This is a genomic window from Stenotrophomonas sp. YJH_SMC_110, from assembly GCF_059369255.1.
This window is the reverse complement of sequence record NZ_JCAFSM010000007.1, coordinates 202,310-224,557: the sequence shown is the minus strand read 5'-3', so window position 1 is coordinate 224,557 and position 22,248 is coordinate 202,310. Positions and strand designations below refer to the sequence as shown.

General features: G+C 66.7%; 21 protein-coding genes. 12 read left to right on the top strand and 9 right to left on the bottom strand.

Annotation, left to right across the window (positions count from 1 at the left end):
* Positions 1 to 40: 40 nt before the first annotated feature.
* Positions 41 to 1,228: a formate-dependent phosphoribosylglycinamide formyltransferase gene (gene purT / locus AC5P6H_RS14690; protein ID WP_014646362.1), complete on the bottom strand. Its 1,188-nt coding sequence runs from the start codon at positions 1,226 to 1,228 to the stop codon at positions 41 to 43.
* Between the two features lie 137 nt (positions 1,229 to 1,365).
* On the opposite strand from purT, the gene AC5P6H_RS14685 reads away from it, so the two are divergent.
* The 5 genes from AC5P6H_RS14685 to AC5P6H_RS14665 are packed head-to-tail and all read left to right on the top strand — an operon-like array spanning position 1,366 to position 4,064.
* Positions 1,366 to 2,247, top strand: coding sequence for an SPFH domain-containing protein (locus tag AC5P6H_RS14685; RefSeq protein ID WP_495202806.1), 882 nt, complete (start codon positions 1,366 to 1,368; stop codon positions 2,245 to 2,247).
* A gap of 45 nt (positions 2,248 to 2,292) precedes the next feature.
* Positions 2,293 to 2,472, top strand: coding sequence for a type II toxin-antitoxin system antitoxin (locus tag AC5P6H_RS14680; RefSeq protein ID WP_014646360.1), 180 nt, complete (start codon positions 2,293 to 2,295; stop codon positions 2,470 to 2,472).
* Positions 2,469 to 2,648 (top strand): DUF4177 domain-containing protein, encoded by a 180-nt coding sequence (locus AC5P6H_RS14675; protein ID WP_111205856.1) that lies wholly within the window; start codon positions 2,469 to 2,471, stop codon positions 2,646 to 2,648. Before AC5P6H_RS14680 ends, AC5P6H_RS14675 begins: the two co-directional genes overlap by 4 nt.
* Positions 2,649 to 2,651: 3 nt before the next feature.
* Entirely contained in the window at positions 2,652 to 3,245 is a 594-nt protein-coding gene (locus AC5P6H_RS14670) for a PH domain-containing protein (protein ID WP_014646358.1), read from the top strand.
* A gap of 9 nt (positions 3,246 to 3,254) precedes the next feature.
* Positions 3,255 to 4,064, top strand: coding sequence for a M15 family metallopeptidase (locus AC5P6H_RS14665; protein ID WP_142234414.1), 810 nt, complete (start codon positions 3,255 to 3,257; stop codon positions 4,062 to 4,064).
* Between the two features lie 154 nt (positions 4,065 to 4,218).
* Here AC5P6H_RS14665 and AC5P6H_RS14660 read toward each other — a convergent pair whose 3' ends face one another.
* The 4 genes from AC5P6H_RS14660 to AC5P6H_RS14645 form a co-directional block, all read right to left on the bottom strand.
* Positions 4,219 to 4,590, bottom strand: coding sequence for a DUF423 domain-containing protein (locus tag AC5P6H_RS14660; RefSeq protein ID WP_014646356.1), 372 nt, complete (start codon positions 4,588 to 4,590; stop codon positions 4,219 to 4,221).
* Positions 4,591 to 4,694: 104 nt separating this feature from the next.
* Positions 4,695 to 5,768, bottom strand: coding sequence for a polyketide cyclase (locus AC5P6H_RS14655; RefSeq protein ID WP_014646355.1), 1,074 nt, complete (start codon positions 5,766 to 5,768; stop codon positions 4,695 to 4,697).
* Between the two features lie 234 nt (positions 5,769 to 6,002).
* Positions 6,003 to 6,644, bottom strand: a complete 642-nt coding sequence (locus tag AC5P6H_RS14650) for a response regulator (protein WP_006424175.1) — start codon at positions 6,642 to 6,644, stop codon at positions 6,003 to 6,005.
* Entirely contained in the window at positions 6,644 to 7,840 is a 1,197-nt protein-coding gene (locus AC5P6H_RS14645; protein WP_032961359.1) for a sensor histidine kinase, read from the bottom strand. The genes AC5P6H_RS14650 and AC5P6H_RS14645 overlap by 1 nt, the downstream gene beginning before the upstream one ends.
* 150 nt (positions 7,841 to 7,990) lie before the next feature.
* On the opposite strand from AC5P6H_RS14645, the gene AC5P6H_RS14640 reads away from it, so the two are divergent.
* From AC5P6H_RS14640 to AC5P6H_RS14620, 5 genes are read left to right on the top strand one after another with little or no spacing between them, the layout of a single operon-like run.
* On the top strand, positions 7,991 to 8,587 hold the full coding sequence (locus AC5P6H_RS14640; protein ID WP_014036357.1) for a GNAT family N-acetyltransferase: 597 nt from the start codon (positions 7,991 to 7,993) through the stop codon (positions 8,585 to 8,587).
* A complete protein-coding gene (gene minC / locus AC5P6H_RS14635) occupies positions 8,533 to 9,378 on the top strand; it encodes a septum site-determining protein MinC (RefSeq protein WP_046429497.1) in 846 nt (281 codons plus the stop codon). Before AC5P6H_RS14640 ends, minC begins: the two co-directional genes overlap by 55 nt.
* Positions 9,379 to 9,415: 37 nt before the next feature.
* Positions 9,416 to 10,225: a septum site-determining protein MinD gene (gene minD / locus AC5P6H_RS14630; protein ID WP_005415682.1), complete on the top strand. Its 810-nt coding sequence runs from the start codon at positions 9,416 to 9,418 to the stop codon at positions 10,223 to 10,225.
* A 2-nt stretch (positions 10,226 to 10,227) separates the two neighbouring features.
* Positions 10,228 to 10,488 (top strand): cell division topological specificity factor MinE, encoded by a 261-nt coding sequence (minE, locus tag AC5P6H_RS14625; protein ID WP_005408532.1) that lies wholly within the window; start codon positions 10,228 to 10,230, stop codon positions 10,486 to 10,488.
* A 46-nt stretch (positions 10,489 to 10,534) separates the two neighbouring features.
* The gene (locus tag AC5P6H_RS14620; protein WP_014646351.1) at positions 10,535 to 11,014 is read left to right on the top strand and encodes a hypothetical protein; all 480 of its coding nucleotides are present in this window, start codon (positions 10,535 to 10,537) and stop codon (positions 11,012 to 11,014) included.
* A gap of 209 nt (positions 11,015 to 11,223) precedes the next feature.
* On the opposite strand, the gene AC5P6H_RS14615 is transcribed toward AC5P6H_RS14620, so the two are convergent.
* The 3 genes from AC5P6H_RS14615 to AC5P6H_RS14605 all read right to left on the bottom strand — a co-directional run bounded on the left by AC5P6H_RS14615 (position 11,224) and on the right by AC5P6H_RS14605 (position 16,893).
* A complete protein-coding gene (locus AC5P6H_RS14615) occupies positions 11,224 to 12,468 on the bottom strand; it encodes a DUF819 family protein (protein WP_046429580.1) in 1,245 nt (414 codons plus the stop codon).
* 140 nt (positions 12,469 to 12,608) lie between these two features.
* Positions 12,609 to 14,687, bottom strand: a complete 2,079-nt coding sequence (locus tag AC5P6H_RS14610) for an alpha/beta hydrolase family protein (RefSeq protein ID WP_014646349.1) — start codon at positions 14,685 to 14,687, stop codon at positions 12,609 to 12,611.
* 241 nt (positions 14,688 to 14,928) lie between these two features.
* A complete protein-coding gene (locus AC5P6H_RS14605; protein ID WP_262224964.1) occupies positions 14,929 to 16,893 on the bottom strand; it encodes an OPT family oligopeptide transporter in 1,965 nt (654 codons plus the stop codon).
* A gap of 200 nt (positions 16,894 to 17,093) precedes the next feature.
* Here AC5P6H_RS14605 and AC5P6H_RS14600 point away from each other — a divergent pair, with 200 nt between their 5' ends.
* Positions 17,094 to 18,242 (top strand): acetyltransferase domain-containing protein, encoded by a 1,149-nt coding sequence (locus AC5P6H_RS14600; RefSeq protein ID WP_495202805.1) that lies wholly within the window; start codon positions 17,094 to 17,096, stop codon positions 18,240 to 18,242.
* Between the two features lie 109 nt (positions 18,243 to 18,351).
* Positions 18,352 to 20,106: a peptide MFS transporter gene (locus AC5P6H_RS14595; RefSeq protein WP_049441185.1), complete on the top strand. Its 1,755-nt coding sequence runs from the start codon at positions 18,352 to 18,354 to the stop codon at positions 20,104 to 20,106.
* Between the two features lie 54 nt (positions 20,107 to 20,160).
* Here the strand turns inward: AC5P6H_RS14595 and AC5P6H_RS14590 are convergent, their stop codons facing one another.
* Positions 20,161 to 22,149, bottom strand: coding sequence for an alpha/beta hydrolase family protein (locus tag AC5P6H_RS14590; protein WP_111205853.1), 1,989 nt, complete (start codon positions 22,147 to 22,149; stop codon positions 20,161 to 20,163).
* Positions 22,150 to 22,248: the final 99 nt, after the last annotated feature.

Below are 22,248 nucleotides of genomic sequence, written 5' to 3'. Positions count from 1 at the left end.
GTGGCACAAACGACTTAATCCCCTCCGTCCCCTTTTTGCTTTACGGGCGCAGTTCGACGCCGATGGCGTCGGCGGCATCTCGCGCGATGGCGCGCGCCTCGTCGATGGTTTCCGCGCGCGCCAGGGTGACACCGACGCGGCGATGGCCATGCACGCTCGGCTTGCCGAACAGGCGTACGGCAGTATCCGGCACCTGCAATGCAGCGGCGACGTTGTTGAAGTACGGCACGCCCTCGCCGTGTGCCAACAGCGCGCACGACGCCGACGGGCCGCTCTGGCGGATCACCGGGATCGGCAGGCCGAGGATGGCGCGCGCATGCAGCGCGAACTCGCTCAACTCCTGCGATACCAGCGTCACCAGGCCGGTGTCGTGCGGGCGCGGCGACACTTCGCTGAACCACACTTCGTCGCCCTTCACGAACAGCTCCACGCCGAACAGGCCCCAGCCGCCGAGGTCATCGGTGATCGCGCGCGAAATCTCCTCGGCACGTGCCAGTGCCGCGCTCGACATCGGCTGCGGCTGCCAGCTTTCGCGGTAGTCGCCATCCTTCTGCAGATGGCCGATCGGCGCACAGAACGAGGTGCCACCGGCATGGCGCACGGTCAGCAGGGTGATCTCGTAATCGAAATCGATGAAGCCTTCGACGATGCAGCGGCCGGCACCGGCGCGGCCACCGGTCTGCGCGTAGTCCCAGGCCGGGGCGATGTCCGCCTCGCTGCGCAGGGTGCTCTGGCCCTTGCCCGAGGACGACATCACCGGCTTGACCACGCACGGCAGGCCGATGGCGGCGACGGCAGCACGGTATTCGGCCTCGGTATCGACGAAGCGGTACGGCGAGGTCGGCAGTCCCAGGGTTTCGGCGGCCAGGCGACGGATGCCTTCGCGATCCATGGTCAGGCGTGCGGCGCGCGCGGTCGGGATCACCCGCAGGCCCTGCTCCTGTTCCAGCTGGACCAGGGTCTCGGTGTGGATGGCCTCGATTTCCGGCACCACCAGGTGCGGCTGCTCCTGGGCGATCAGCGCCCGCAGCGCCATCGCATCGAGCATGTCGATCACGTGCGAGCGGTGCGCGACCTGCATGGCCGGGGCGTCGGCATAGCGATCGGCGGCGATCACCTCCACGCCCAGCCGCTGCAGCTCGATGGCCACCTCCTTGCCGAGTTCGCCCGAGCCCAGCAGCAGCACGCGGGTGGCGGAGGGGGACAACGGCGTTCCAAGCTTGGCCATGGCGGTTCCAGCAGCGATGTGAAGGCGGGAGGGCATTCTAGCCGGCCGGGCACCCTGACCATGGCATCCGACGAACGGTAGTGGACAGGTGATATCACTTTGATATCTTAAATTTGAACCCTCAAGGACGTACCGCCATGAAAGAGAAGTCGCTGTCTTCCCTCAACGGCCTCGGCACGCTGGTCGGCGCCCTGCTCGTCGGCCTCGCCGGCGCCGCCCTGTTCGTGGTGGGCGTGGCAGCCAAGGCCAGCACCGGCTCGTCCAGCCTGCTGCTGATGCTGCTGGGCGCCCTGCTGGTGGCGCTGGGCGTGTTCATCCTGGCCGGTCTGTACACCATCCAGCCCAACCAGGCGGCGGTCCTTAGCCTGTTCGGCAAGTACGTGGGCACGGTGAAGGACAACGGCCTGCGCTGGAACAACCCCTTCTTTGCCAAGCGCCGGGTCAGCCAGCGCGTGCGCAACTTCGAGAGCGGCAAGCTGAAGGTCAACGAGCTGGACGGCAGCCCGATCGAGATCGCCGCGGTGATCGTCTGGCAGGTGGTCGACGCCTCCGAGGCCGTCTACAACGTGGACGACTACGAGAGCTTCGTGCACATCCAGTCCGAATCTGCGCTGCGTGCGATGGCCACCAGCTATCCCTACGACCAGCACGAAGACGGCCAGCTGGCCCTGCGCAGCCATGCCAGCGAGATCTCCCAGCACCTGAAGAACGAGCTGGCCGAACGCCTGGCCGACGCCGGCGTGCAGGTGATCGACGCACGCATCAGCCATCTCGCCTACGCCGCCGAAATCGCCCAGGCGATGCTGCAGCGTCAGCAGGCCAACGCGGTGATCGCCGCACGCACGCGCATCGTGGCCGGTGCGGTGGGCATGGTTGAAATGGCCCTGGCCGAACTGCAGAAGAACGGCGTGGTGCAGCTGGATGAAGAACGCAAGGCGCACATGGTCAGCAACCTGCTGACCGTGCTGTGCTCGGACCGCGGTACCCAGCCGATCGTCAACGCCGGTTCGCTGTACTGAACCACCCTCGCAACGGGGTGCCCCACCACCCCGCCAGGAGCTTGCATGAGTGAGAAGAAAGCCTACCCGCTGCGCATCAATGCCGACGTCCTGGCCGCCGCGCAACGCTGGGCTGACGACGAGCTGCGCAGCCTCAACGCACAGATCGAATACGTGCTGCGCGACGCCCTGCGCAAGGCAGGACGCCTGCCGAAACCCACGCCATCTTCGGGGGACAAGGAATGAGCAAGCGCTGGAACTACCAGACGATCGAGGTCAAGACGTCCATGATGGGCCAGCTCAAGGCCGAGGACATCCAGAGCGAACTGAGCCGTCAGGGCCAACTGGGCTGGGAGCTGGTCAACATCATCATCCCCGCACCGATGCGCCCGGCGATGCTGGTATTCAAGAAGGAGGCCTGAGCCATGGGTGCCAGCGATCCAAAGCAGTACGAGGTGGCCGAGAGTTCGCCGTTGCGCGTGCTGTGGATCGTGCTGCCCCTGCTCGCCGCCTTCGTGGCCTGCCTGTATGCGCAGCTGTACAAGGCACCGGCCACGGCGCCCTGGATCGAAGTGACGCTGTCGCCGCCCTGGTTCCGGATGGGCGGCAGTGCCGCCTGGAGCCTGCTGGTGATCGCCGCGCTCGGCATCGGGTTGGGCGCGGCGTTCTTCCGCCGCCGGGTGGAACTGGCCGACGACGTGCTGGACGTGCGCTCGACGATGTACCGCCGCCGCGTTCCGGTGGCACAGCTGCGGCTGGACCAGGCCGAGGTGGTCGACCTGCAGCGTGACCGCCGCTATGGCATTCGTTTCAAGACCAATGGCTATGCGATGCCGGGCTTCTATTCCGGCCACTTCCGCCTGCAGGGCGGCGGCAAGGGGTTCGCGCTGGTCACCGACCGCACGCGCGTTCTCGCCCTGCCGGTCAGCGATGGCAGCACGCTGCTGCTCAGCCTGGAGCGGCCGCAGGTGCTGCTGGACGCACTGCGCAAGGTGGCCGCACCGGCGCCTCGGCGGTAAGCTGCGGCGATGCAACGACGCGCCCCCCTGCTGATCAATACCGAGGCCATCGAGCTGTGGCCCGCCCACCTGCTGCGCGCACGAAGCAACCTGGATGCCCGCCTGCTGTCGCAGGCACAGTGGGTGCTGCGGCGCAAGCGCGATGGCCGCTACCTGGCGGCGGTAACGACGCATGGCGTGCATTCGCTGGTGCCACGCCTGCTGCGCGAGGCCGGGGCCGAGGACGCACTGGCGCTGCTCGATGCAGCGGCGGCACGTCCGTTCGGCGCTGCGCTGCAGGAACAGTGGCTGCCGCTGGCCGGGCTGCAGCAACGCCTGCAGCAACTGGGCCTGGATGCACAGCGCTATGCCGACGACAGCGGCCTGCCACTGGAGCCCGAACCGTGCCTGCTGCACTTCGCCGGCCGTGACCGCTTCGGCCGCCCGCTGTGGCTGCGCCGTGGCGCCGCGCAGGGATGGCGGCGGATGCGCCTGCAGGCGGCACGGGAGGGCATCGCGCTCGACGCAATTTCCGGCTTCCGCAGCCATGCCTACCAGCTGGGCATCTTCGAGCGGAAGCTGGCACGTGGGTTGAGCGTGACGGAGATCCTGAAGGTCAATGCAGCGCCGGGGTTCAGCGAACACCACAGCGGCCATGCGCTGGACATCGGCACACCGGGCGATGCCCCGGCCGAGGAATCATTTGAAGCCACCGACGCGTTCGCCTGGCTGCAGGTGCATGCCGGCGGGCATGGCTTCCATCTGAGCTACCCACGCGACAACCCGCACGGCATCGTCTACGAACCCTGGCACTGGTGCTGGAGGCCTGCCAACGGCTGAGCCCCTCGTGGCGCCCGCACGCGGAATGGAACGAGAGAGCGAAGACAAAAGCGGGCCGCTTCGCTCGAAGCCGAGCATGGCTCGGCTCTACAGCAGCTGCCGCGCAACGCCCCCATGTCGTGCCGAGCCATGCTCGGCTGTACCCGGATTGCCGTCACCGCCTCAACGCATTGATCGCCAGCACCACCCAGCCGGCCATCATGCTGGTGCCACCGATCGGCGCCATCCGCGTCGGCCACTGCCACAGCGCCCCGCCCACCAGGCTGCCTGAAAACAACAGCACACCCAGCAGCAGCACGTACAGCGCCAGGTGTGCGATCGCCCCGTGCGCGCGTGGCCCCAGTGCCACCAGTACCGCACCATGCGCGAACGCGTACAGCGCCGCCATGTTCAGGTGCTGCTGCGCCAGCGGATCGGCCACGCCATGCGAGGCGTAGGCGGACAGGCCGATCGAGGCAGCGGCCAGCAGCGCCCCCAGGCAGGCGAGCAGGGACGGCTTACGTGCACGACGTTCGAGATTGAACATGGGGGCTCCTTGCGCAGCGCCCCTTGCCGGGCGCCGGATCAAAAAAAACGCGCCGCAATGAGCGGCGCGTTTTCGTGTCCAACACTACATGGGTCAGCCGAGGCTTACTTGACGGCCCAGTAGATGTCGTAGGTCGCTTCCGGGGTGAACGACTTGTCGATGCCGTCCTTCCAGGTTTCGTACGGGCGGTCGATGACTTCGTTGCCCGAAGTCACGGCCCAGGCACGCAGGCCGTTGCGGGCCACGTCCAGACCCGCCATGTGGCCGGTGTAGGCCGCATGCGCCGAACGGTGCGGAGCAACGTGCACGTACTTGACCGGAGCGCCGCCGTCGATCTTGACGGTCAGCTCGTCGGCAGCAGCACCTTCAGCACCCTTCTTCTTCACCGGCTGGGCGATGTCGAAGGCGTACTTCTCCTGGCCGAAGTCGGTGGTGATGATGCGGAACGGGCCGGCGGCTTCAAGGCCATTGGCCTCCATCACGCGCTTGATCCACTCCTGGTTGTCCTTGATGGACTTGGTGATGGTGTCCTGACCGCGGTCCACGTTGCCGGCGTTGACCACCAGCAGGTTCTCGGCCGGCACTTCAACGATGGCCAGGTCGGTCAGCGGGGCTTCCGGCGTGCGGTAGTCCACGTTCGGCACGGTTGCGAGCATGTTGGCGATGCGCGACAGGCCCAGCTTGATGTCGTCGCCGATCTGGCGGCTGACATACAGGCCGGCGTAACGGCCGAACAGGTCGAAGCCGTACTTCACCGAGTAGTCCTGGGTGATCTTGACGTTGCGACCGCCCTTGCCGGTCGGCTCCAGGTTGAAGGTGGTGACCTTGTCGTGACCCTTGGTGGCGTCTTCGATGGCGATCACAACACGCTTGTTCTCTTCGGCTTCGGTGATCTTCCAGGAACCGGTGCCCAGGTCCTTGGAGGTGAAGTCGAGGGTGGCACCGGTACCGGAGGCCGGGCCGGACAGCTTCAGTTCAACGGCGGGATCGCGCAGTACCAGCGGGTTCCAGTCCTTGAAGCGGCGCAGGCTGCTGACCGTGTCGTACACGATCGTCATCTTGCGGTTGGTCTCGATGCTTTCGGTGATGTGACGCTCGCCCGGCAGACATACGCCAATGATGACGAACAGGCCAGCCACGATCCCCAAGGCGATCAGGAACTCGATAATACGGGTCATTCAGAGAGTCTCCGGGGCCGATCCCACGGCCGGGTTGATTGAAGCGAAGCGCCAATCCTAGCAGGCTTCGCGGGCATTGTTTATCGGGATTGGCGCACCGGTTTCCCTGCCGGCTGCGTATTTGTATGGACAAAGAATTCGAAGGGTAACGCATACCGCTACCCGGCAAGTAGGGGGCAACCTTGGCAGGAACCCGCAACTACGACCCAAGTCTTTGTACTTGAACGATTTTCTTCAGACCAGCTGGAGTTCGAACGCCTTCAGTACGGCACGCGTACGGTCGCGCACGCCCAGCTTGGACAGGATGTTGGACACGTGGTTCTTGATGGTGCCTTCGGCCACGCCCAGCGAATTGGCGATCTCCTTGTTGGAGAAGCCGCTGGCCATCAGCCGCAGGATCTCGGTCTCGCGGTCGGTCAGCGGGTCCGGGCGGTCCAGGCTGACGAACTCGTTGCGCATGTGCTCCAGGCCGGACAGCAGGCGCTGGGTCACCGCCGGCTGCACCAGCGAACCGCCGTCGGCCACGGTACGGATGGCACCGACCAGCTGCGCCAGGGTGACATCCTTGAGCAGGTAGCCCTTGGCACCGGCCTTGAGCCCGGCCAGCACCAGCTGGTCATCGTCGAACGTGGTGAGGATGATGGTCGGCGGCAGCTGTTCCTGCCGCGACAGCACCTGCAGTGCCTCCAGACCGGACATCACCGGCATGCGCATGTCCATCAGCACCACGTCGGGGCGCACCTGCGGTATCAGCTCGACCGCCTGCCGGCCGTCGCCGGCCTCGGCCACCACCTCGATGCCGTCGTCGAGCGCCAACAGGGAGCGGATTCCCTGCCGCACCAGGGTTTGGTCGTCGACCAGGCAGACGCGAATCATCAACGCACTCCTTCAGGAACCTTGGTAAGGGCCGCCACCAGCACCGTTGCCGGCACCGTCGCCCGCAGCCGGAAGCCTTCTCCGGGACGGGTTTCGATCTGCAGCTGGCCACCACATTGTTGCAGGCGCTCGCGCATGCCGCGCAAGCCATTGCCTACATTGACCATATCCGCGCCGACGCCGTCGTCGCGGGCCTCCACCACCACCCGGTCGGGGGCTTCACGGTACACCTTGATCCACAGGTGGCGGGCGCCGGCGTGGCGCACCGCGTTGGTAATGATCTCCTGGGTACAGCGCAGCAGCACGTGGGCCCGCTGCGGGTCTTCCACGTTCAACGGATCCTCGATCTCCAGCTGGATATCCAGCGAGGGCACGTTCTCGGTCAGCGGGCGCAGCGCCGCGGCCAGATCGATCGCGCCGGTCTCGCGCAGCTGGCTGACCACCTCGCGCACATTGCCCAGCAGCAGCTTGGCCAGCGCGTGCGAGCGCTTCACGTGGTCCAGCGCCTGGCCCTCGGCCAGGTGGCCGGCGACCTCCAGGTTCAGGGTCAGCGCAGTCAGCTGGTGGCCCAGCAGGTCGTGCAGCTCGCGCGAAATGCGGGTGCGCTCGTTGACCCGCGCGCTCTCGGCCAGCAGGGCGCGGGTGGCACGCAGCTCCGAATTGAGCCGGCGCTGCTCGTCGCGGGCCTCGGTCTGCTGCCGTGCAACCAGGCTGGTCACGAAGATGAACATGGAGAAGCCGCCGTACAGCAGCGACTGCATCACCGCTTCGAACAGCGGGAAGCGCAGCAGCAGGTAATAGACCGGCGCCACCGCCAGCTGGCTGACCAGCAGCCACAGCACCCCCAGCCGTACCGACAGCATCCACGGAATGACCCCGGCGGCCACCATCATCAGGATGCTGCCCAGGCCCGAACCGCTGAGGAAACTGACCCCCAGCGCCGAGACCGTCAGCAACAGCAGCAGGCCGCGGTCCAGCCAGCTGGTGTGGCTGTCGCTGCGCAGGATGCGGGTCAACCAGTAGTAGGCCGTGCCGAAGGACAGGTAGGCGACGAACAACAGGATCGCCCAGCCGCCCATGTCACCGCGGCTGTGCAGGTTCTCGAACTGCGAGTACGCCAGGGGCAGGCCGACCATGACCCAGGTGAACAGGCCGGCCAGGCGGAGGACGCGGGTATGGCTGAGGACTCCCAACATGCCAGCACTCTACGGGCCGCGCCTGCGCACCGCACCCCACGGAAGTCATGCCTGCCCGGTCGCCTGTTCATGCCGCAGCCCACCCCGGGCATGCAATAATCGTGCGCAGGGTCCCTTGATGGACCAACCGCGTTACCCCACGGAGTCACAATGTCGATTGTCATCCGCGACGTGCGCGAGCACGAGCTCGATTCCGTCCTGGCTTTGAACAACAACGCTGGCCTGGCCATCCTTCCCCTGGATGCGGCCCGCCTGCGCCTGTTCTATGAAACCGCTGAGTATTTCCGCGTCGCCGAGCGCGACGGCAACCTGGCCGGCTTCCTGATCGGCTTCGGCAGCGACAGCCAGCACGACAGCAGCAATTTCGCCTGGTTCAAGCAGCAGCTGGACACCCCGTTCTTCTATATCGACCGCATCGTGGTCGCCAGCCGCCGTCGTGGCGGTGGCGTCGGGCGCGCGTTCTACGCCGACGCGCAGAGCTTCGCCGAGCTGCGCTACCCGCAGATGACCTGCGAAGTCTTCCTCGACCATGGCGCCGATGCCGCCCTGCTCTTCCACGGCAGCTTCGGCTTCCGCGAGCTGGGCCAGAACACCATGCCGCAGGTCGATGTGCGCGCCAGCATGCTGGCCAAGGAACTGTGCAGCTACCCGTGGGTCCAGGAGACCTACGGCGACAAGCTGCCGGATGTGGCATGGACACGCGCCCGGCAGCTGCCGGCGCAGGCACAGCGGCCGACGGGGACCTGAGCGTGGCGGTGAATTTCGATTACGAACAGGCCGGTGAACTGAAGATCGGCCAGGTGGGCATCGCCAACCTGCGCATCCGTACCCTTGATGTCGAACGCCTCGTGCAGGAAATGCGCGAGCGCGTGACCCGCGCACCGAAGCTGTTCGGCCGCGCCGCGGTGATCCTCGACTTCGGCGGCCTGAGCCAGGTGCCGGACGTGGCCACCGCGCAGGCGCTGGTCGACGGCCTGCGCAGCGCCGGGGTGCTGCCGGTGGCGCTGGCCTACGGCACCAGCGCGGTCGACCTGCTCTCCCAGCAGCTCGGCCTGCCGCTGCTGGCCAAGTTCCGCGCGCAGTACGAGCGTGCCGAGGGCGAACCGGCCCCGCCGCCGCCCGCACCGGAACCGCGCCGGGCAGCCCGTGCCGAACCGAAGCCAGCTCCGGCGACGCCGGTGGCCAAGGTGGCCGACGCCGCTGCACCGCAGCCGGGCCGCATGCAGCTGGGCAACGTGCGTTCGGGCCAGCAGCTGTACGCGGAAAACTGCGACCTGACCGTGATGGCCACTGTCGGCGCCGGCGCCGAGGTCATCGCCGATGGCAGCATCCATATCTACGGCACCCTGCGCGGCCGCGCGCTGGCCGGGGCCCAGGGCAACACCGCGGCACGCATCTTCTGCCGTGATTTCCATGCGGAACTGGTGGCCATTGCCGGCCACTACAAGGTACTGGACGATGTTCCGGACAACCTGCGCGGCAAGGCCGTCCAGGTGTGGCTGGAACAGGACCAGATCAAGATCGCTGCGCTGGACTGACGCAGCACCAAACTCATGCAGAACCAGGAGAAGTCCTTTGGCTGAAATCATCGTAGTCACCTCCGGCAAGGGCGGCGTCGGCAAGACCACTTCCAGCGCGAGCCTGGCCTGCGGCCTGGCGCGGCGCGGCAAGAAGGTGGCGGTGATCGACTTCGACGTCGGCCTGCGCAACCTCGACCTGATCATGGGCTGCGAACGCCGCGTGGTGTACGACTTCGTCAACGTCGTGCACGGCGAAGCCACCCTCAAGCAGGCCCTGATCAAGGACAAGCGCTTCGACAACCTGTACGTGCTGGCGGCCTCGCAGACCCGCGACAAGGACGCACTGACCCAGGAAGGCGTGGGCAAGGTCCTGAAGGACCTGGCCGCCGACGGCTTCGACTACATCATCTGCGACTCCCCGGCCGGCATCGAGAAGGGCGCCTTCCTGGCGATGTACTTCGCCGACCGCGCGGTGGTGGTGGTGAACCCGGAAGTGTCGTCGGTGCGCGACTCCGACCGCATCATCGGCCTGCTCGATTCGAAGACCCACAAGGCCGAATCCGGCCAGGACGTGCCGGCCTTCCTGCTGCTGACCCGCTACACCCCGCTGCGCGTGGAAAGCGGCGAGATGCTGAGCATCGCCGACGTCGAGGAAGTCCTCGGCCTGAAGGCGATCGGCGTGATTCCGGAATCGGGCGACGTGCTCAACGCCTCCAACAAGGGCGAGCCGGTCATCCTGGATGTCGAATCCGCTGCCGGCCAGGCCTATGAAGACGCCGTCGCGCGCATCCTCGGCGAAGAACGCCCGATGCGCTTCACCAACGTCGAGAAGAAGGGCTTCTTCAGCAAGCTGTTCGGAGGGTAAGCATGGGCCTGTTTGATTTCCTCAAAGCGAAGAAGACCACCGCCGAAACCGCCAAGAACCGCCTGCAGATCATCATCGCGCAGGAACGCAGCCACCGTGGTGGCCCGGACTACCTGCCGCTGCTGCAGCGCGAGCTGCTGGAAGTGATCAAGAAGTACGTGAACATCGACGTCGATGCGGTGAAGGTCGACCTGGTGAAGGATGGCCAGCACGATGTGCTGGACATCTCCGTGGCGCTGCCGGAAGGCCCGGACAAACCCTGATCCCCTGCCCCGCCCGTGCCTGCATGGGCGGGGCTGCCTGACCCGCATGACCGATACGACAACCGCCGTGGACATCACCTGCGTGGGCGACATCGCCTTCGCCGATGCGCAGTGCCTGCTCGCCGCGCATGGCCTGCGGCTGCACCACGTGGCCGCCGGCGAGCCGATTCCCGGCAGCTACTGGGGCGAGCCCGAGGCGGGCATCATCGCCAGCAACGTCTACGTGCGCGATGACACGCCCGTGCACTCGATGCTGCATGAGGCCTGCCACCTGATCGTACTGCCGCCGGAGCGGCGGGCGCAGGTGCATACCGATGCCACCGACTCGGTGGCCGAGGAAGACGCGACCTGCTACCTGCAGATCGTGCTGGCCGGGCAGCTGCCCGGCGTCGGCAGCCAGCGGCTGATGGCCGACATGGATGCCTGGGGGTATACGTATCGGCTGGGATCTACGAAAGCGTGGTTCGAGCAGGACGCCGAAGACGCGAAGGCATGGTTGATCGAACGCGGGTTGCCAGTGGCGTAAGGCGCGGGCGCGGTTGGCCACGGGCGCGTGGCGACGCGCCGGACCTTGCGGCGCCCCTCTTTCCACTCGGCGCGGTTCGAGCAGGACGCCGAAGACGCGAAGGCATGGTTGATCGAACGCGGGTTGCCGGTGGCGTGATTCACCGGGAACCGGGGTCAGATCCCTTTTGCGTCGCAAAAGGGATCTGACCCCATCACCCCGTCGCCGTATCAGCCCTGCCCGGCCAGTGCGCGCAGGGTGATGCCGACGATGTAGGCCAGGTAGGTGCCGGTGGCATAGCCCATCGTGCCCAGCAGCACGCCCACCGGCGCCAGGGCCGGATGGAACGCGGCCGCCACCACCGGCGCCGAGGCCGGGCCACCGATGTTCGACTGCGAACCGACGGCGAAATAGAAGAACGGCACCTTCAGCAGCTTGCCCAGGCACCACAGCAGCACGATGTGCACGGCAATCCAGATCAGGCCAAGCAGGAACAGCCACGGGCGATCCAGCAGCGCCAGCAGATCCATCTGCATGCCGATGCAGGCGATCAGGAAGTACAGCAGCAACGAACCCAGCCGCGATGCACCCGCCCCTTCCAGGTTGCGTGCGCGGGTGAAACTCAGGCTCAGGCCCAGCGTGGTCGACAGCACCACCACCCACACGAACGGCGCGTCCAGGCTGAACTGCGACGCCCAGCTGACGTTGGCCTTGAACCAGGCCGCCAGCGGCGCACCGATCGCATGCGACAGGCCGACGCCGCCGAAGGCCACCGCCACGATCAGCATCAGGTCGGTCAGGCTGGGAATGCGTTCGTGCTCGGCCTGGAAGCGCGCGATGCGCTCCTTCAGTTCATCGATGGCCGAGGTATCAGCGCCACTGCGTGCATCGATCTTCGCTGCACGTCCTGCCAGGAAGATCAGCGCGGCCATCCACACGTAACCGACGCCGACATCGACCACCGCGAACTGGCCAAAGGTGGTCGCGTTGACGTCGAACACTTCGCGCATCGCCAGCATGTTGGCACCACCACCGATCCAGCTGCCGGCCAGTGCCGCCATGCCGGCCCAGGTATCGCCGGCCACGGTGTCGGGATGGATCGCGCGCATCACCAGGAACGCCACCACCGCACCGAGCATGATGCTGGCCGAGGCGCCCAGGTACATCAGTACCAGCTTCGGGCCGAGCCGCAGGATGCCCTTGATATCCACTGCCAGGGTCAGCAGGATCAGCGCCGCCGGCAACAGGATGTCGCGCGCGATCGGGTTGTAGAGCTTGGTGTTCTGGCCGTCGATCAGGCCGACGGTGTTGTAGATGCCGGGAATCAGGTAGCACAGCAGCAGCGCTGGCACGAAAGTATAGAAGCGCTTCCACAGCCCCTGCTCGCGCGAGGCGGTCCAGAACACGGCGCCAAGAGTGGCGGCGATCAAACCGAAGACGACGATGTCGTTCTGGATCAGGGCAGTCGAAGGCATGCAGGCGCTCTGGTAGAGCCGGCCGCTGGCCGGCTGCTGTTGGCGGCAGATCAGGAAGGTGTGCCGACCAACGGTCGGCACCCACCGGTAAAGCAGATGGTGAAACAGAAGCGCCGCCCCGGAGGGCGGCGCCGCAACCATCAGTTGCCGATGTGCTGCTTCAGCCAGGCATTGACGGTGTCATGCCACAGGATGCTGTTGTTCGGCTTCAGCACCCAGTGGTTTTCATCCGGGAAGTACAGGAACTTCGATTCGATGCCCTGGCGCTGGGCAGCGGTGAACGCGGCCAGGCCCTGCTCGACCGGAATGCGGAAGTCCTGCTGGCCGTGGATGACCAGGATCGGCTTCTTCCAGTCCGCCACGTGGTTGACCGGGTTGAACTTCTCGTAGTTCGCCGCCTTCTGGTACGGCGTACCGCCCTGCTCCCACTCGGTGAACCACAGTTCTTCGGTGGCGTAGCCCATCATGCGCTGGTCGAACACGCCGTCATGGTTGACCAGGCACTTGAACGGGCCGTTCCAGTTGCCGGCAATCCAGTTGACCATGAAGCCGCCGTAGCTGGCGCCCAGCGCACAGGCCTTGTCACCATTGAGGAAGGAATACTTCTTCAGCGCCGCATCCCAGCCCTTCTGCAGGTCTTCCAGCGGGCGGTCGCCCCAGTGCTGGCTGATCGCATCGGTGAACGCCTGGCCGTAGCCGGTGGAGCCGTGGAAGTCGATCATCACCACCGCATAGCCCTGGCCCGCGTAGGTCTGCGGATTCCAGCGGTAGCTCCAGCCATTGCCGAAGCTGCCCTGCGGGCCGCCGTGGATCAGGAACGCGACCGGGTACGACTTGCCTTCCTGGTAGTTGTGCGGCTTGACCACGTAGCCATGCACGGTGTCGTTGTTCCAGCCCTTGAACTCGAACTGCTCGTAGTCGCCGAAGCTGACATCCTTGAGCACCTCACCAGCGGCCGGGGTCAGCGCGCGCAGCTCGCCGATGGCTTCGCCCGCGGCCGGCAGCAAGCCAACCAGCACCTGGTCGTTGCTCTTCAGGCTGTTGCGGGTGATCGCCACGCTGTTGCCGGCCACATCGACCGAGGTCACGCTGCCGTCGCCGATCAGCTTGGTGGCCTTGCCGCTGGCCACGTCGATCTGGAACAGCGGGTGTTCGCCGAGGTCATCGGCCGTGGTGTAGATGCTGGCGCCGTCGGCGGACAGGGTGATGCCGCCAGCCGAACGATCCCACTGCGGGGCGATCTCTCGGGTCTTGCCACTGGCCAGGTCCATCGCCATCAGGCCGAAGCGGTCAGCCTCGAAGCCCGGGCGCTTCATCGCGCGGTAGAACAGGGTTTTGCCGTCGGCACTGAACACCGGGCCGGCATCCCAGGCCGGGTTGGAGGCGGTCAGGTTGACCGGCGCCTGCTTGCCCGCCGCGTCGAAGCGGTACAGGTCGAAGTTGGTCGACCACGGCTCCTGCTTGCCGGCCACGCGGATGCTGGCGACCACGCTGGCGCCATCCGGCGACCACGCGAAATCATCATTGCCGCCGAACGGCTTGGACGGGGCATCACCGTCGATGGTGGCGCTCAGCGCGGAAGCGCCCTTGACCGGACCGGCCTTGGCTGCCGGCAGCGGCGCGACGAACAGGGTGTTGCGGCGGCCGTCGTTCCAGGTATCCCAGTGGCGCACGAACAGCGAATCGAAGACCTTTCCACTGGCCTTGGCGCCGGCGACGTCCTTGAGCTTCTTCTCGGTGCAGGTCAGGTCCGAGGCACAGGCCTGGAACACGCCGGCGCTGAACAGCACGCGGTCGTCCTGCGGCGACACGTGGTAGCTGTCCACGTCGACCGGGAAGTCGGTCAGCTGGCGCGGGGCGCCGCCGCTGACCGGCTGCGCGTACAACTGCTGGCTGCCGTTCCTGGCGCTGAGGAAATACACGGTCTGGCCATCGGCCGACAGCGAAGCGGAATTGACGTTCCAGCCGGCCGGGGTGATCTGCTTCGGCGGCGCTGCGTCGCGGGTACGCAGGTTGCGCGCGTACAGCGCGGTGGAGGCCTTCAGGTTGGCATCCACGCTGCGCTTGGCGAACACCACGGTGCCGCCGTCAGCGGTCAGTACCGGTGCGGAGACGCGGTCCATGGCCACCATGTCGCGGACTTCCAGGCCACGGGCAGCGGCGACGCTGGGCAGGGCGGCCAGCAGGCTCAGTGGCAGCAGGGCATGACGCAGTTTCATCGGGGTCTCCGCAGGACGGCAAAAAACCGATGGTAGGCCCGTGCGGCCGGGGCTGCCAAGGCCATCGGTCATGGCTGCCGGTGGGGCGCGGCCCCGCCGCCAGAAAAAGCAAACCGCGCCGTGGCGCGGTTTGTGGGGACACCGGGGTCGGATCCGATTCCGACGGAATCGGCTCTGACCCCAGACGCTGTCAACCCGGGGGCAGAGCCCTTCCCTGCGGGAAGGGATCCGACCCCAACCCTTACGCCACGGCGCGCTTGCCGGTGCGGTAGATCAGCCAGCCGACCAGGAACAGCACGGCCAGGCCGATCCACTGTGCGCCCGGCAGGTGGAACGGCACGGCCAGCACGTCGGCGCGACTGCTCACCACGATCGGAATCGCGATGGCGATGCCCATCAGTGCCTCACCGGTGATCAGGCCGGCGGCGAACAGCACGCCCGGCTTGTGCACGCGGTCGCGACCTTCTTCGTCATCGGCACGCACCTTGTGGAAGCGCTCGACGAGGTAGGCGATCAGGCCGCCGAGGAAGATCGGCACCATCAGTTCCAGCGGCAGGTAGATGCCGATGGCGGCGGCCAGCACCGGCACGCGGAAGCGGGCGTTGCGCGACTTCAGCCAGCTGTCGAACGCGATGATGGCGGCACCGACCACGGCACCGATGCCGATGAAGGTCCACGGCAGTTCACCACCGAACAGGCCCTTGGCCACCGAGGCCATCAGGTTGGCCTGCGGCGCGGCCAGCGCGTTCGGGTGCAGCTCCGACTTCACGCCGATGCCGTAGGCGGTGGCCAGCAGGTTCAGCACCGGGGCCATGATCAGCGCGCACGAGAACGCACCGATGCCCAGCATCAGCTGCTGCTTCCACGGGGTGGCACCGACGATGTAACCGGCCTTGAGGTCCTGCAGGTTGTCACCGCCGACCGCTGCAGCACAGCACACCACCGCGCCGATCATGATCGCGGCCACCGCGCCCAGCGGCGCGCCGAAGGCGCCGACCGGCTGCAGGCCATCCTTGCCCAGCAGCACCACCAGCACGGCCGAAGCGAACAGGATGGTGGAGATGGTGATGCCCGAAACCGGGTTGTTGGACGAGCCGATCAGGCCAGCCAGGTAGGCCGAGACCGAAACGAACAGGAAGCCGGCGACGATCATGATGAGGGTCATCGGGATGGACACGTGCCACTGGCCGACGATGGCCTGGTACAGGGCCAGCAGCGGCAGCACGAACACCACCAGGGCGACCAGCATCCACTTCATCGGCAGGTCGCGCTCGGTGTGCGCCAGCACCGGGCCACCGCTCTTGCGGGCGGCGGCAAAGCCGCTCTTGACACCGTTGAGCAGCGACTTGCGCAGCGAGATCAGGGTCCAGATGCCACCGATCAGCATCGCACCGACGCCCAGGTAGCGCATCTTCGCGCCCCAGATGGCGAACGCTGCCTCGGTGGACGAGGCAGCGGCAACCGACGCGGCCAGTGCCGGATCGGTGTTCATGAAGAACGCCTGGTAGATCGGAATGGCGATGTGCCAGGTCAGGATCGAGCCGGACACCACCACGATGCCGACGTTGAGGCCGACGATGTAGCCCACGCCCAGCAGTGCCGGCGACAGGTTGGTGCCGATGAAGGCGGTGACCTTGGAACTGCCGACGTAGGCCGAGGTGGCCCAGGCATCGGGAATCAGGCGCATGCCGCTTTCCGCGGCCAGCTTGACGAAGGCACCAATCACCGCCGACAGGCCGAGGATCTTCAGGCCCGGGCCCGGATTTTCACCGGCCTTGAGCACTTCGGCCGCAGCCTTGCCTTCCGGGAACGGCAGCGGGTCTTCGACAATCATCGAACGGCGCAGCGGCACCGAGAACAGCACGCCCAACAGGCCACCGAGGCCGGCGATGCCCAGCACCCACCAGTACTTGAAGTCCGGCCAGTAGCCCATGATCACCAGCGCCGGGATGGTGAAGATCACACCGGCGGCGATCGATGAACCGGCCGAGGCGCCGGTCTGCACGATGTTGTTCTCGAGGATGGAGCCACCGCCCAGCAGGCGCAGCACGCCCATGGAAATCACCGCGGCGGGAATGGCGGTGGCGATGGTCAGGCCTGCGAACAGACCGAGGTAGGCGTTTGCGGCCGACAGCACCACCGCCAGCACGATGGCCAGGGCCACTGCGCGGAAGGTGAGCTGCTTGGGCGCAGCGTCGTGGTTCATGGAAGCCCCTGCTGGCAAAAAATCCCTGCCACGCTAGCGTTCAGGGCAGATCAAGTCCAGCATGCCAAAGGATGGGGGCGTGTGCTGCGGCGCAATGGGCCGGTACGTGGACCAGCAATCGATCGACCCGGCAAAGTCCGGCTGGGCACGCCGCAAATGATATGTTATATCTTAATGATACCTTGTTGTTACTGCATCGCATGCCCCCTTCCCCCTCCCCCCGCCTGGCCTCCATCGACCAGCTGCGCGGCACCGTGATGCTGTTGATGCTGCTGGACCACGTGCGCGAGACCTTCTTCCTGCAGCACCAGGTGAGCGACCCGATGGACGCAGCGACGGTCTCCCCTGCGCTGTTCGCCTGCCGTCTGTTGGCCCACCTGTGCGCCCCCGTGTTCGTGCTGCTGACCGGGCTGTCGGCCTGGCTGTACGGCCAGCGCCAGGCGGATCCGCGCGGGGCCACAGCTGCGTTCCTGCTCAAGCGCGGGCTGTTCCTGGTGGTGCTGGAACTGACCCTGGTGAATTTCGCCTGGACCTTCCAGCTGCCGCCGGAAACGCTGTACCTGCAGGTGATCTGGGCCATCGGGCTGAGCATGATCGCGCTGGCCGGGCTGCTTTGGCTGCCGCGCCCGGCCCTGCTGGTGCTGGCAATCGCGGTGGTGGCCGGGCACAACCTGTTCGACGGCTTACGGGTGCAAGGCAATGGCCTGCTGGCGCTATTGTGGAAAGTGCTGCACCAGCGCGACTGGATCGAGGCCGGCGCGCTGCGCCTGCGCACCTCCTACCCGGTACTGCCGTGGATCGGGGTGATTGCGCTGGGTTATCTGATGGGGCCCTGGTTCGGCCGCGCGCGCGCGCCGGAGCAGCGCCAGCGCTGGCTGCTGTGGGCAGGCGTCGGCGCGCTGGCCCTGTTCGCGCTGCTGCGGTTCGCCAACCAGTATGGGGATGCTCCCTGGTCGTACCAGACCACTACGCTGCGCACGTGGTTGAGCATCTTCAACGTCACCAAGTACCCGCCGTCATTGCAGTTCCTGTTGCTGACCCTGGGCGTGGGGCTGTTGCTGCTGCGGCTGTACGAATGGCCGCCGCTGGCGCGGGCACTGCAGCCGCTGGCCGATATCGGCGCTGCGCCGATGTTCTTCTACCTGCTGCACCTGTACGTACTGAAGGGGCTGTACCTGGCCGCGTTGGCGGCCTGGGGGCCGACCCATGGCGAGCTATATGCCCTGGATTCGGTCAGCGGCCTGCTGCTGGTGGCCTGTGCGCTGGCGGTGGTGCTGTACCCGCCGACGCGGGCCTTCGCGCGGTTCAAAGCGCGAAGGCGCGATCTGCCTTGGTTGCGATACCTGTGAGCGGTGGCCGCCGGGGGAGCGCCATCCCTGCATGGCGTGGATCCACCGGCGGCTGCCTGCCCAGGCCCAGAGGCCTATAATCGCGCCCTTTCCGCTGTCCCCGCCGTCGATGACCGTTGCCGCCTCTGCTTCCGACGACTTCCTGGGCCACCCCAAGGGCGTCTACGTCTGCTTCTTCACTGAAATGTGGGAGCGCTTCTCCTTCTACGGCATGAAGGCGCTGTTGCTGCTGTACCTGACCAAATACCACCTGTTCGGCGACAAGGCCGGCCTGGACCTGCTCGGTGCCTACGGTGGCCTGGTGTACTGCATCCCGGTGTTCGGCGGCATGCTGGCCGACCGCTGGCTGGGCATGCGCCGGGCAGTGCTGTTCGGCGGCATCCTGCTGGTACTCGGCCACCTCGGCATGGCCTTCGAGGGCCACGCCGCGTACCGGGTGAACGGCGAAGTGGTGCGCGACACCTCGGCGCTGGCGGTGACCTACCTGTCGCTGGCGCTGATCATCATGGGCGTCGGCTTCCTGAAGCCGAACATCTCCACCATTGTCGGCAAGCTGTACGCCAAGGACGACCCGCGTCGCGACTCGGGCTTTTCGCTGTTCTACGCCGGCATCAACCTCGGCGCGCTGTTCTCGTCCCTGGTGTGTGGCTTCCTCGGTGAGGCCTACGGCTGGAAGTACGGTTTCGGTGCGGCCGGCATCGGCATGCTGGCCGGCCTGGCGATGTTCCTGTGGGGGCAGAAGTACCTGCAGGGCCATGCCGAACCGCCGCAACCGGCGGCGCTGAAGCAGAAGGTGCTGGGCCTGCCACGCGAATGGCTCATCTATCTGTGCGCGGTGCTCGGCGTGCTGCCGGTGGCATGGCTGATGTGGGCCGCCGGCAACGGCGCGTTCGCGCTGGGCGGTGAAATCAGCCTGGCGCTGATGCTGATGCTGGTGGTGCTGGGCGGCGTGCTGGTCTGGTTCGCCTGGTTCACCGGCACGAAATGCACGCCGGTGCAGCGCCAGCAGATGATCGCGCTGATGGTGCTGATCTTCATGGCGCTGGTGTTCTTCACGATGTACGAGCAGTCCTACGGCTCGTGGGTGACCTTCACCGACCGCCTGCTGACCAAGGACATCGTGCCCTCGCTGGTGATCACCGGCGGCACGCCGCTGCCGTGGTCGATCCTCTCGCTGCTGCTGGCACCGCTCGGCTTCGTGGTCAGCGCGCGCCTGTCGGAACGGCGCCCGGGCTCGGCCGCGCCGCGCACGTTCTTCGCCGCCATCGTCGTACTGATGCTGGTGCTGCTGGTGCGCGACTGCCTGGTGATTCCGCAGACCGCCGGCTCGCTGACCTACCTCGGCGGCCTGTTCCTGGTGCTGCTCGCTCCGGCCTTCGCCGCGCTGTGGACGTGGATGGACCGCCGCGGCTGGGAACCGGGCAAGCCGGTGAAGTCGGCCTGGGGCCTGGTGATCGGCGCGCTGTCGTTCGTGCCGCTGGCGCTGGCCGCACAGCAGGTGGGCGCCACCGGCGAGATGGCCAGCGTGTGGTGGCTGGTGCTGGCCTACTTCCTGCTGGCCAGCGGCGAGATGTGCCTCTCGCCGGTCGGCCTGTCGGCGGTGACCCAGCTGGCCGTGCCGCGGGTGATGAGCCTGATGATGGGCACTTGGTTCCTGGCCACCGCATTCTCGGAAACGCTGGCCGCGCTGTTCGGCAAGCTGGCCGCGATCGAGGTGCCGGAAGGCGAATCGCTGGACATGGTGGCTGCCGCCGGTGCCTACGCGCACCTGTTCTGGCTGCTGATGTGGATCGGCCTGGGTTGCGCGTTGGTGGCCTTCATCGCCGCGCCGCTGCTGAAGAAGATGATGCACGGGGTGAAGTAAGTCCCGCGTGCCGAAGACCAGGGCGGCGGAAAATTCATCCGCCGCCCTGTCAGCTCAGGGCGCCTTGTCCTTGCCGGCCACGGGCGCGGTCGTCGCGGTCTTGCCCCCCAGGCTGCGCGCCAGGAACGCCAGCAGCTTGTCGTAGTACTCGCTGCGATGCGCCTCGGTGTAGAAGCCGTGGCCTTCGGTCTTGTAGTACAGGCTTTCCACCGGTGTGCCGGTGCGCTTGAGCGCCGCTTCCATGCGCTCGGTATGCTGGATCGGCGCACGCTTGTCTTCGCCACCGGCGGCGAGGAACACCGGTACCTTGATCCGTTCGGCCAGGTTCACCGGCGACACCGCGCCCAGCTTGGCCGGATCACCCAGCCATTCGCGCAGGTAGGTCACGCCTGAGCCGCGGTCCTGGATATCGCCACGGGTGTACATCATCGGCAGGTCGTAGACCCCCACATAGCCGGCCGCGCACTGATACAGCCCGGGTTCGCGGGCCGCCCCCATCATCGCCGAGTAGGCCCCGTAGCTGGCGCCATAGATGCAGATGCGACGAGCATCGGCGATGCCTTCGCTGATTGCCCAGCGGGTGGCATCGGTGACATCGTCCTGCATCGCCGCGCCCCACTGCTGCGCACCGGCCTGGGTGTGGGCCCGGCCGTAATTGCCCGACCCACGGAAGTTGACCTGCAGCACGGCATACCCGGCGGCGGCCAGCATCTGGGTTTCGCGGTCGTACTGGCCGGAATCGAAGATGTCGAACGGACCGCCATGCGGCATCACCACCATCGGCAGGTTGCGGCCGTTGCTGCCGGCCGGCAGGGTCAGGAAGCCATGCAACGGCAGCCCGTCCCGCGCCTTCAGTGCAATCGGCTTCACGCTGGCACTGCGGTCCACGTCAATCCAGTCGCTGCGGCTGATCAGGTGGTCAGCCTTGCGCGCCACCGTGTCGTAGACGTAGAAATCGCCCGGGTTCGAGCCCGACCAGGTTTCCACCAGCACGACACGGCCATCGCGGGTGCTGGAGGTGATGTAGACCGGCCCTCCGAAGGCGGCTTCCAGGCTGCGGTACAGGCGCGCCTCCGGCGACTTCTCGTCGAAGAACCGGGTACGCGGCGTATCGCCCAGATAGAGCGCGCCCACCGGCACGTGGGTGCCGGGCCGATGGATGATGCGATACGGATTGACCACCTCGTCGCGCAGCAGCGTGGCACGCTCGCCGGTCTGCGGGTTCCAGCTGACGATCGCGTCCGGGCCCTGGGTCTGCTCGACGTTGAGGTAGGCCAGGCTGTCATCGGCCGAGAAGCCGAGGGCGGTTTCGATGCGCTTGCTGACGGCCTCGTCGTTGATCAGCTTCCAGCTGTCGCCACTGCGTTCGCGGAAGTACAGCTTGTTGATGTTGTCGCTGCCCGAGCCATGCACGAAGCGCACTTCGCCGGCGCCGTCGGTGGTGAACTCGCCGCGCCGTACCGGCGAGGACGCCACCCGCGAGCGACGACCCGTAGTCACATCCATGCGATCTACGCGGGTGTACGGATCCTCGGCCAGCGGCCATACGGTCACCAGCACGTTGCGCTCGTCGCCCGGCAGGTCGTCGGCCAGGAAGGCGGCCACTGCTTCGACCTTCTTCGGCTGGATGCGGGTCCCCGGGCCCTTGCTTTCGACGCGATAGCCGACCAGCAGCTCGCCACGGTTGCCGTTGGCGTCGATGGCATAGAGTTCGCCGGTGGGATTGGGTTGGTCGAGCGAGCCCCACTTCTGGGCCAGGCCGATCAACAGGCGCTCGTTGCTGACCCAATCGAATTCCTGCGCGTGGTTGCGGCTGGGCGGCCAGAAACTGCCGACCACCTCCTTGTCCTTCAGGCGCAGGATCGCGATCGCGGTGCTGTCCTCCCTCGGCACCGTTGCCGCTACGTACTCGCCCCCCGGCGAGATCTTGATGTCGGTGAAGGTCTCCCGCCGCAGGTACTGCGTCAGATCCACCGCCCCCGCGCTGCCTGCGGCAACGCCCCCGATGACGGCCAGTGCGGCCGCCAGAATCGTCCTGTGCATCCTTCCCCTGCTCCTGTGGACACCTTGTCCTGGTCTCCGATTCTAGGCAGGGCAATGGGTTTCCCGCCAGAGCCGGAAAAGACGACGGCACCGTTGCCG

Bases quoted from the DNA above. Each gene is read 5' to 3' on its own strand.
- purT (WP_014646362.1), bottom strand. From the start codon at position 1,228: ATGGCCAAGCTTGGAACGCCGTTGTCCCCCTCCGCCACCCGCGTGCTG.
- AC5P6H_RS14685 (WP_495202806.1), top strand. From the start codon at position 1,366: ATGAAAGAGAAGTCGCTGTCTTCCCTCAACGGCCTCGGCACGCTGGTC.
- AC5P6H_RS14680 (WP_014646360.1), top strand. From the start codon at position 2,293: ATGAGTGAGAAGAAAGCCTACCCGCTGCGCATCAATGCCGACGTCCTG.
- AC5P6H_RS14675 (WP_111205856.1), top strand. From the start codon at position 2,469: ATGAGCAAGCGCTGGAACTACCAGACGATCGAGGTCAAGACGTCCATG.
- AC5P6H_RS14670 (WP_014646358.1), top strand. From the start codon at position 2,652: ATGGGTGCCAGCGATCCAAAGCAGTACGAGGTGGCCGAGAGTTCGCCG.
- AC5P6H_RS14665 (WP_142234414.1), top strand. From the start codon at position 3,255: ATGCAACGACGCGCCCCCCTGCTGATCAATACCGAGGCCATCGAGCTG.
- AC5P6H_RS14660 (WP_014646356.1), bottom strand. From the start codon at position 4,590: ATGTTCAATCTCGAACGTCGTGCACGTAAGCCGTCCCTGCTCGCCTGC.
- AC5P6H_RS14655 (WP_014646355.1), bottom strand. From the start codon at position 5,768: ATGACCCGTATTATCGAGTTCCTGATCGCCTTGGGGATCGTGGCTGGC.
- AC5P6H_RS14650 (WP_006424175.1), bottom strand. From the start codon at position 6,644: ATGATTCGCGTCTGCCTGGTCGACGACCAAACCCTGGTGCGGCAGGGA.
- AC5P6H_RS14645 (WP_032961359.1), bottom strand. From the start codon at position 7,840: ATGTTGGGAGTCCTCAGCCATACCCGCGTCCTCCGCCTGGCCGGCCTG.
- AC5P6H_RS14640 (WP_014036357.1), top strand. From the start codon at position 7,991: ATGTCGATTGTCATCCGCGACGTGCGCGAGCACGAGCTCGATTCCGTC.
- minC (WP_046429497.1), top strand. From the start codon at position 8,533: ATGGACACGCGCCCGGCAGCTGCCGGCGCAGGCACAGCGGCCGACGGG.
- minE (WP_005408532.1), top strand. From the start codon at position 10,228: ATGGGCCTGTTTGATTTCCTCAAAGCGAAGAAGACCACCGCCGAAACC.
- AC5P6H_RS14620 (WP_014646351.1), top strand. From the start codon at position 10,535: ATGACCGATACGACAACCGCCGTGGACATCACCTGCGTGGGCGACATC.
- AC5P6H_RS14615 (WP_046429580.1), bottom strand. From the start codon at position 12,468: ATGCCTTCGACTGCCCTGATCCAGAACGACATCGTCGTCTTCGGTTTG.
- AC5P6H_RS14610 (WP_014646349.1), bottom strand. From the start codon at position 14,687: ATGAAACTGCGTCATGCCCTGCTGCCACTGAGCCTGCTGGCCGCCCTG.
- AC5P6H_RS14605 (WP_262224964.1), bottom strand. From the start codon at position 16,893: ATGAACCACGACGCTGCGCCCAAGCAGCTCACCTTCCGCGCAGTGGCC.
- AC5P6H_RS14600 (WP_495202805.1), top strand. From the start codon at position 17,094: ATGCCCCCTTCCCCCTCCCCCCGCCTGGCCTCCATCGACCAGCTGCGC.
- AC5P6H_RS14595 (WP_049441185.1), top strand. From the start codon at position 18,352: ATGACCGTTGCCGCCTCTGCTTCCGACGACTTCCTGGGCCACCCCAAG.
- AC5P6H_RS14590 (WP_111205853.1), bottom strand. From the start codon at position 22,149: ATGCACAGGACGATTCTGGCGGCCGCACTGGCCGTCATCGGGGGCGTT.